The organism is Acidobacteriota bacterium (genome assembly GCA_016196035.1).
In the GTDB taxonomy this organism is placed as follows: domain Bacteria; phylum Acidobacteriota; class Blastocatellia; order RBC074; family RBC074; genus JACPYM01.
In genome coordinates this window covers 62,437-70,321 of sequence record JACPYM010000039.1, presented here as the reverse complement: position 1 = coordinate 70,321, position 7,885 = coordinate 62,437, and the positions used below count along the sequence as shown (strand labels likewise).

At 58.9% G+C, this 7,885-nt stretch carries 7 protein-coding genes; 2 read left to right on the top strand and 5 right to left on the bottom strand.

Annotated features, from left to right (window positions below):
• Positions 1-149: 149 nt before the first annotated feature.
• The 4 genes from metG to HY011_13695 form a co-directional block, all read right to left on the bottom strand.
• Positions 150-2,192 (bottom strand): methionine--tRNA ligase, encoded by a 2,043-nt coding sequence (gene metG / locus HY011_13710; GenBank protein ID MBI3423986.1) that lies wholly within the window; start codon positions 2,190-2,192, stop codon positions 150-152.
• A 42-nt stretch (positions 2,193-2,234) separates the two neighbouring features.
• Entirely contained in the window at positions 2,235-2,636 is a 402-nt protein-coding gene (locus HY011_13705) for a type II toxin-antitoxin system VapC family toxin (GenBank protein ID MBI3423985.1), read from the bottom strand.
• Positions 2,633-2,866 (bottom strand): hypothetical protein, encoded by a 234-nt coding sequence (locus tag HY011_13700; GenBank protein ID MBI3423984.1) that lies wholly within the window; start codon positions 2,864-2,866, stop codon positions 2,633-2,635. Before HY011_13700 ends, HY011_13705 begins: the two co-directional genes overlap by 4 nt.
• Positions 2,867-2,965: 99 nt before the next feature.
• A complete protein-coding gene (locus tag HY011_13695) occupies positions 2,966-3,217 on the bottom strand; it encodes a hypothetical protein (GenBank protein MBI3423983.1) in 252 nt (83 codons plus the stop codon).
• On the opposite strand from HY011_13695, the gene HY011_13690 reads away from it, so the two are divergent.
• Together HY011_13690 and HY011_13685 are read left to right on the top strand one after the other, a co-directional pair.
• Entirely contained in the window at positions 3,212-4,474 is a 1,263-nt protein-coding gene (locus HY011_13690; protein MBI3423982.1) for a DUF2029 domain-containing protein, read from the top strand. The genes HY011_13695 and HY011_13690 overlap by 6 nt on opposite strands.
• Positions 4,475-4,520: 46 nt before the next feature.
• Positions 4,521-5,846, top strand: a complete 1,326-nt coding sequence (locus HY011_13685) for a DUF2029 domain-containing protein (GenBank protein ID MBI3423981.1) — start codon at positions 4,521-4,523, stop codon at positions 5,844-5,846.
• 90 nt (positions 5,847-5,936) lie between these two features.
• Here HY011_13685 and HY011_13680 read toward each other — a convergent pair whose 3' ends face one another.
• A complete protein-coding gene (locus HY011_13680; GenBank protein ID MBI3423980.1) occupies positions 5,937-7,859 on the bottom strand; it encodes a M28 family peptidase in 1,923 nt (640 codons plus the stop codon).
• Positions 7,860-7,885: the final 26 nt, after the last annotated feature.

The following is a 7,885-nucleotide window of genomic DNA, read 5'->3' as shown; positions in this document are numbered from 1 at the left end:
TTCGGTCAGCAGGTTCGATTAGTCTCCTTTACGTGGTCAATCGCCACAACGAGATGATTCAACCTCTGACCTATCTACTCCAGCTACTTTCGCAACTGGAGTTTACCGCCGCACCTCTTACTCATCATGCCGTCTCCTTTGCCAGAGACTTACCGCAACTTCGATCCGTTCGGCACCTCTTCCAAAAAGCCTGCCAGCACGGGCCGCCCTTCCTCGCCCACCGACGCCGCCAAAATCATGCCTTGCGATTCAAAGCCGCGCAGCTTGCGGGGAGCCAGGTTCGCCACGACGATGACTTTGCGGCCGATGAGTTTTTCGGGTTCGTAATACTGCGCGATGCCGGCCAGGATTTGGCGTGGCTCGGCTTCGCCCAGGTCAATCGTGAAGCGCAGCAGTTTGTCGGCTTTGGGTACCGGTTCGGCGGTTAGGATTTGGCCGACGCGCAGTTCGACTTTGGAAAAGTCTTCAATCCCGATGTAGCTCGGTTGTGCGGGCACAGCGGCTTCTGCCAATGGCGCGGTCGGGGCGGCGTCGGCTGCCGGAGCCACAGGTGCGGGAGCCGACGCTGCTGGAGTGGGTTCTTGGGTTGCGGGTTCTGCTTGCTTGATGTCTTCCATAACTTTGCCTTTGTCCAGATTGGGGAAAATGGGTTTGATTTCGCCGATGGTTTTGCCGGTCGCGTCGCCCCAATGCAAGGCGGCGGGTGCGATGCTGCTGACTTCACCCGCTTCGCCCAGAAATTGCCAGATGGCTTGGGTCGAAACGGGCAGCACGGGAGCGAGCAGCACGGTGAAATGGCGCACGGCTTCGACGGCGGTGTTGAGCACCAGTTCAAGCGCCGCGCGCTGCGTCGGGTCTTTGGCCAGATTCCACGGTTTGGTGTCTGACAGAAACTTGTCTACGCGGGTGGCTGCGGTCTGCACGGCTTCGAGCGCGTAGCTGAAACCGTACTCGTTAAACTCACGGTCGAATTCGGCGACGGCCTTTTGCACCGCCGCGCGCACTTCGTTCGCTTGTGCCTGCAATTCGGCAGCCACTTCAGCGGGCGCAGCCGGAACAACGCCCGCGCAATTGTTGCGCACCATCGTGAGCGTGCGGCTGGTCAGATTGCCGATGCCTTTCGCGAGTTCGGCGTTGGTGCGTTCGATCAACGCCTCGTAGGTGAAATCGCCGTCCTGCCCGAAAACCATTTCGCGCAGGCAGAAATAGCGCACGGCATCGGTCGTGAAATGCTTTTGCAGCACGGCCAAGTCAATCACGTTGCCCAGCGTCTTGGACATCTTGCGCCCGCCTGACAGCCAGAAGCCATGCACAAACACCGACTGCGGCGTTTCCAAACCTGCTGCCATCAAAAACGCGGGCCAGTAAACGGTGTGAAAGCGCAGAATGTCTTTGCCGACCAGTTGCAGATTCGCCGGCCAGAGTTTTTTGAAATGCGCTTCACCGCCAAATTGCTCGTTCCCAAAGCCAATCGCCGTGATGTAATTCGCCAGCGCGTCGAACCAGACATAGATCGTGTGCTCGGGGTCGTCAGGCACCGGGATGCCCCACTTGACCGAGACGCGGCTGACCGACTGATCGTTCAAGCCGCCGCGCACGAAGCTGAGCACTTCGTTGCGCCGCGTTTCGGGGCGGATGAAGTGCGGGTTCTTTTCATAAAGCTCCAACAGCCGGTCTTGAAAGGCCGAGAGTTTGAAAAAGTAACTCGCCTCGCCCACGCGATCCAGCGGGCGCTCGTGCGTGGGGCAAACGGGCACGCCCTCGTCGTTCGGCTTGGCCTCGTTCTCGGTGTAAAACTCGTTGCAGTTGGCGCAGTACCAGCCTTCGTAAGAGCCTTTGTAAATGAAGCCGTTGTCACGCATGCGCCGCCATAACTCCTGTACGCCTTGTTTGTGACTCTCGTCGGTCGTGCGCACCCAATGCTGATTGGTAAATTGAAAGGGCGCAAAGGCGGTTTGAAACGCCGCGACGATCTTGTCCACATGTTCTTTGACGGGCAGCCCAGCCTGCTCGGCGGCACGTTCGATATTGATGCCGTGCTCATCGGTGCCGGTCAGGAAGAAGACTTCGCGCCCGCGTTGGCGTTGGTAGCGCGCGACCGTGTCGGCAATGATCGTGGTGTACAAGTGGCCGAGATGGGGTTGCGAATTGACGTAGTAAATCGGGGTTGTCAGATAAAACGTGTTGCTCATGAATGCTTTCTCTATAGCAATGGGTAAAACGGATGCGGCAGTCTATTCGAGCAAGGCAATGAACCCTGCTTGGGTAAAATCGTGATCGCCAGTCAGAGCTTCCGTTAAGCCTTCGCGCTGCATGACTACGAAAGAGATGCAGTCGGTCAATGACCAGTCTTTATCTGGTCGGCGGCGATAAGGTTCCAGGCCCGCTTCTTGTAGCACTTTGTCCAACGAGACGATGTGAACATCGGGATCGTGGCGCAACATGTCCAGAAATTGGATGAAGCGCTGGCGGCTGGCGGGTTTCGCCATGCCGTCAGCCAATTCTGTGATGATCCAATCTGTGGTGACCATTTGCCCAACGAAGCCGTCACTGAATTCCACGGCTCGCTGATGATCTTTGTCGTCAGGACTGAGCAACGCGATAAAGTAAAAGGTGTCGGCAAAAATGCGCTTCATTGCTTGGGCTGGCCGTGAATGTAATGGTCGTGATTTTCAGCCATATCCGGTGGCAAGCCGGGAATCGTGCCCGCAAATTTCAGCAAGCGTTTTCCCAACGGCTCCGGTTCGGTGGTTGGTTCAACGATCCTGACGCGCACCTGCATACCTTCAGGAATTTTTTCCTGGGTTTGCAACACAACCACGCCATTCACAATCGTGCCGCTAAATTCTTTGGGTATACTTTCCATTTGCTTGCCCCCAAACCACTATAACTTGCCAACGCATTTTTTCACGCAGGTTGCCAAATCACAAGCAGCGTTTTGGCGAGCGCCAGATGACGTTCCAATTTACGGGTGCTCAACGCGCTGAAAGACGCGTGATTTTGTGCTTGATTTCCGATCCCGGATCGCTAGACTGCCCCCGCGTTTGTTCGGCGGCTCTCCGCTGAAACGCGCATCGCACACCGCAACGAGGCGCACATCCCTAGCCTCTTGATCAGCAACACAATCAGGATTGGTGACAAGGTGATGAAGCCCTCCGTAAATTTCCGGCGCTTTTTGCTGTTGTTTTTTCTCCTCAATGGCTTGAACGGCGTGCATAAGATCTGGTCGTCCTTCGCCCCGGCCAATGTTTACCGCAAGGATTTCATCAATGGCTACCTGCTGGGGCAAGGCTTGGTCAAAGGTGTTGACCCCTATCAGCCGATGGATGCGCTGGCCCGTCAATTTGCCTTCAATTCACCGACGCGCATCTTCCCGCATCCGACGCCGCATACCGTACCCTGTGGGCTTTTGATCGCGTTGTTGAGCGGCTGGGGCTACGAACGGGCGGCGCAGTTGTGGCTGGTGTTTGAGTTACTCTGCCTGCTGGCCGCGCTGGTGTTGTTGGTGCGCTGGTGGGGTACGCCAGCGGTGCTGAAGTGGGTGGCGCTGTGCGGTTGGGCGCTGTGCGGTTGGGGGCCGTTGACAGAAGATTTGTGGGTGGGGCAACTCAATGCGCTCTTGCTGCTCTTGCTGCTCTTGTCCTGGCGTTCGTTGCGTGCGGGACATGAACTCAGCGGCGGGGCGTTGTTGGGCGGCGCGTTGGTGCTGAAGCTGATGGCTTGGCCGGTGGTGTTGTTTCTGCTCTGGCAACGGCGTTGGCGCAGCGTGTTGGCCGCCGGGTCGGTGACCTTGGCCGGACATTTACTGGCGCTGGCCTGGATTGGGGTCGAAGGCGTGAAGCGGTATTACACCGAGGTCGGGCCGACAGTCACAGCGCTTTATCGCGGCTTCGATGCCAACTTTTCCGCCTGGACAGTGGGCTGGCGGTTGTTTGTCGGCACCGAAGCCTCGTTTGCCCGTGGGCTGGTCGCACCGCCGTTGATCGCCTGGCCTGCGGCGGCACGGTTATTCACCCTGCTGGTTCCGTGTCTTGTTTTGGCCTTGGGGCTGGCGCTGGCGCGCAGAGTCAAAGACTTCGACGTGGCCTTTGCGCTGCTGTTGTGTGTCAGCTTGCTGGTGAACCCGGTGGCGTGGAGCCATTACCTGGTGATCGCCTTGCTGCCTTTGGCGGTCGTCTGGCGCTACTTGCGCGAGTTGGATTTTCCTATGGCTTTAACGAGATACACCTTGCTGGTCACGTTGGTTTGCTCGCTGCCGCACTCGATCATCCGTAATGTCGCGGCGCTGTTTCAAACCTCCGTGACCGCGACTGGCTCACCCGTCGTGCCTTTTGCCGCCGGATTGCTCACGCTGGCGACTGCCGCCGCGCTGATCGCCTTGATGTTTTTGTTGCGGCGTGTTGAGGCGCACGCCACTGAGGAAGTCGCGCCCGTCATGCCTGCATTTCAGCAGCAAGTCTCGGTCGCCAGTTGAGGTGCATTGGTGTGCGTGGATTGCCGCGCTCACCGAGGAGGTGTTGATGATGAAGATTTCGCCCACCTTTCGGCGTTTTCTATGGCTCTTTGCGTTGCTCAACGGCTTGAATGGCGTGCGCTCGGCCCTGTTCTCGCTATTTTATCCGCAAGTCTATCGCAAAGATTTAGTCTCTGGATATTTGGTAGCCAAAGCGCTGGGGCACGGCGTTGACCCCTATCTGCCACTGTCGGAATTGGCCGTCCGCTTCAATCTCAACTCGCCCGCACCGATCTTTCCGCACCCCACGCCGCACACGGTGGCGTATGGAATCCTGATGCTCCCCTTCAGCCTGTTGCCTTACGAGAAAGCGGCGGTCGCTTGGATGTGTTTTGAGTTGATCTGTCTGGCGGTCTTCGTTTGGCTGATGCTGCGCTGGCTGGGGCGCGCGCCTGGTTTGGTTATCAGCGCGCTGTTGGGCGTGGCGTTGTTGGGCTGGGGGCCGGTGATGACCGACCTTTTATTTGGCCAGTTGAATTTGCCGTTGCTGTGTTGTTTGACGTGTGCTTGGTGGTGGTTGCGCCAGCAGCGGGATGCGCCGGGCGGCGCGCTGCTCGGCTTGGCTATCGCGTTGAAGATGATGGGCTGGCCGATTGCGCTGTTTTTGCTTTGGCAGCGGCGTTGGCGCGCGGCGTTTTCCGCCGCTGGTGTTTTTCTGGGGCTGCACGCGGTCGCGGCGGCGCTGATCGGCGTGGCCGGGCTGGCGGATTATTATCTGCACAAGGCTCCGGCCGTCGCCAAAATCTACAGCCATTTTTACTCGAATTATTCCGTCTGGAGTTTGTGTTTACGCTGGTTTGAAGGCACCAAACAATCCATCTATCCCAGTTTGATCGCGCCGCCCTTGCTGGATTTTGGCAGCAATGCCCGCTGGCTCGCCGTGGGCGGCTTGTTGCTGGTGTTGGGCGGCAGTTTGTATTTGGCACAGCGAGCGCGTTACTTCGATACGGCGTTCAGCGTGCTGCTGTGCGCCAGCTTATTGGTCAACCCGATTGCCTGGGATCATTACCTGGTGTTGATGTTGTTGCCGCTGGCGGTGACTTTGCGCCGCTGGCTGGAGCATGACGGGGCGACGGGGCCGCTGTTGGTCACCGTGCTTTCGGCGGTGCTCTTTTCGTTGCCCAGCCCTGTTTATCGAGGCTATGCCGTGCTGTTCCACACGGCGGTCGTGCCAGAAGAAAATTATGTCATCCCCTGGGCGGCGACGTTACTCACTTCGCTGCCGACGCTGTTGTTGTTGGGCTGGCTCTGGTGGATTTACCGGGCCGAGCGCGCCGTGGCGGTGGAGCAAGCCAGCGTACCGGCCACGCTGGAACCGCAGCCGGTTAGCTGAGGCTGAAGTCCGATAGGCGAAAGAAACCACGGGGAACACTGGGAAAGTCGGCAGCCGCTGATTCCACCCGTGTTCCCGTGGTTCGATCTGCTATTCCTGCATCGGTTGTCCCAGCGATTTCAACCGCGCCCGCTCGAATTCATCACCCTTTTTCCAGACGGGCATCTCATCCGCGTCGGCCACGCGTAAGCCGATCCAGAAGGCCAGTCGTGCCTGTTGCACCATGCCGCTGAAATCCCAGTTCGGGCTGTATTCATCGGTGGGTTGGTGATAGCGGTTCTTGTTGTATTCGGCGAACTGCTCCTGACCCCATTCGGCGGGATGGCCGACGAATTTATCGCCCGGCTCGAAATTGACGGCGGGCACGCCCACTTTGGCAAAGGGGAAATGATCCGAACGATAAAATGAACCCTGTTCGGGGCGCGGGTCGGGCGCGATGGTGATGCTGTTCTCTTTGCAGACCTCTTCGATGATTTTGCCCAGCGTCGAACGGTCAGCGCCCAGCGGCGTGATGTCGCTGGTCATGCCCAGCACGTTCATCGAATCCACATTGATGTCGGCGACGGTCTTATTCAGCGGTACCAGCGGGTTGCGCGTGTAAAACTCCGCGCCCAGCAACCCTTGTTCTTCGGCGGTCGTCGCGATGAAGAGGATCGAACGCTTCGGTTTGACCTCCAAATTTGAATACGCTTTGGCAATCGCCAACAACCCCGCGATACCGGTCGCGTTGTCCACCGCGCCGTTGTAAATGTTATCGCCCACCTGGTCAGGCCGTATGCCCAGGTGATCCCAGTGCGCCGAATACACCACGAATTCGTCGCGCAAGAGCGGCTTGATGTCCGGTGGGGGAGCCGTTTCCGCCGTTTTGCTGGCATTCTTGCCCGTACTCTTGCCAGTTGCTGGCGTGGGCGGTGCGGGCGTGTCGCCGCGCAAGATGGCGACGACGTTGGGCGCGGTGACGCGCTGCGCTTTGGTCTTGAGAGTTGTTTCGACTTTGGCCGTGAGCGCCACGGGTTTGAAGTCGCGCGTCTTGGCGGCTTCGCGCAGTTTGTCCAAATCCTGCCCGCCGAGTTGCGCGATCTTGCGCGCGGTTTCTTCGGTCACCCAGGATTTGAATTTCAGCGTCGGCGTCTTTTCGTCCGGCACCAGGCCAAAGCGTTCGCCGTCCCAGCCCGTGCGCACGACCTGCCAGCCATATCCGGCAGACTCGGTCGTGTGCACTAAAATTACGCCCGCTGCGCCTCGCCGAGCAGCCTCTTCAAATTTGTACGTCCAGCGCCCGTAATAGGTCAGCGCCTTGCCGCCGAACAGATTCGGTTCGGCAGCGGTGGCGGGCGGATCGTTGACCAGCATCATTACGAGCTTGTCTTTGACATCGAGGTTTTTGTAATCGTTCCAGGGGACTTCGGGCGCGCTCACGCCGTAGCCGACAAAAACGATCTCGTGATTGACCGGAATCTCGGCCTGTTCCAGATCGGTGCTGGCGACAAAATCATCAGCGAATTTGAATTCGGCCTCACCGTTGGCGCTCTTCACGGTCAGCTTGGTATCAGGGTCGGTCTTGACGCCGATCATCGGCACTTGTTGAAAGAAGGTGCGGTCAGGCGCCGCCGGTTCCAGCCCCATGGATTCAAACTCCGCCGCGATGAATTTGGCTGCCAGCAACCCGCCGCGCGTACCCGTGCCACGGCCTTCCAGCAAATCGTCCGAGAGGTATTTGACATAGGCGCGCAACTTGAACTCTTCGATCTGCGCCCCGGCGATTTCTTCGTCCGTGCCGTCGAGTGCGCCCGGATTCGAGCCGATCATTTCATCGAAGCCCTTGCGGCGCACAATGGGCGCAGCGCCGCCACGGCTACGGCCACGCCGTCCCCGCCGCCCGCGCACACGCGAACGGCGTCCGCCGGAACGCTTGGCACGCCCGCGCGCACTCTTGCCGCTCTTTTTCGCGCTGGCACGCCGGCTGCTTTTCGCGCTGCGGCGGCGTTGTGCCGCGTCAGCGCCCTCTTCCACCACCGGTCAGACCAGGCCGAAACAGA

Coding starts and splice junctions, on each gene's coding strand:
- HY011_13685 (MBI3423981.1), top strand. CDS start 4,521: ATGATGAAGATTTCGCCCACCTTTCGGCGTTTTCTATGGCTCTTTGCG.
- HY011_13695 (MBI3423983.1), bottom strand. CDS start 3,217: ATGCACGCCGTTCAAGCCATTGAGGAGAAAAAACAACAGCAAAAAGCG.
- HY011_13705 (MBI3423985.1), bottom strand. CDS start 2,636: ATGAAGCGCATTTTTGCCGACACCTTTTACTTTATCGCGTTGCTCAGT.
- HY011_13700 (MBI3423984.1), bottom strand. CDS start 2,866: ATGGAAAGTATACCCAAAGAATTTAGCGGCACGATTGTGAATGGCGTG.
- metG (MBI3423986.1), bottom strand. CDS start 2,192: ATGAGCAACACGTTTTATCTGACAACCCCGATTTACTACGTCAATTCG.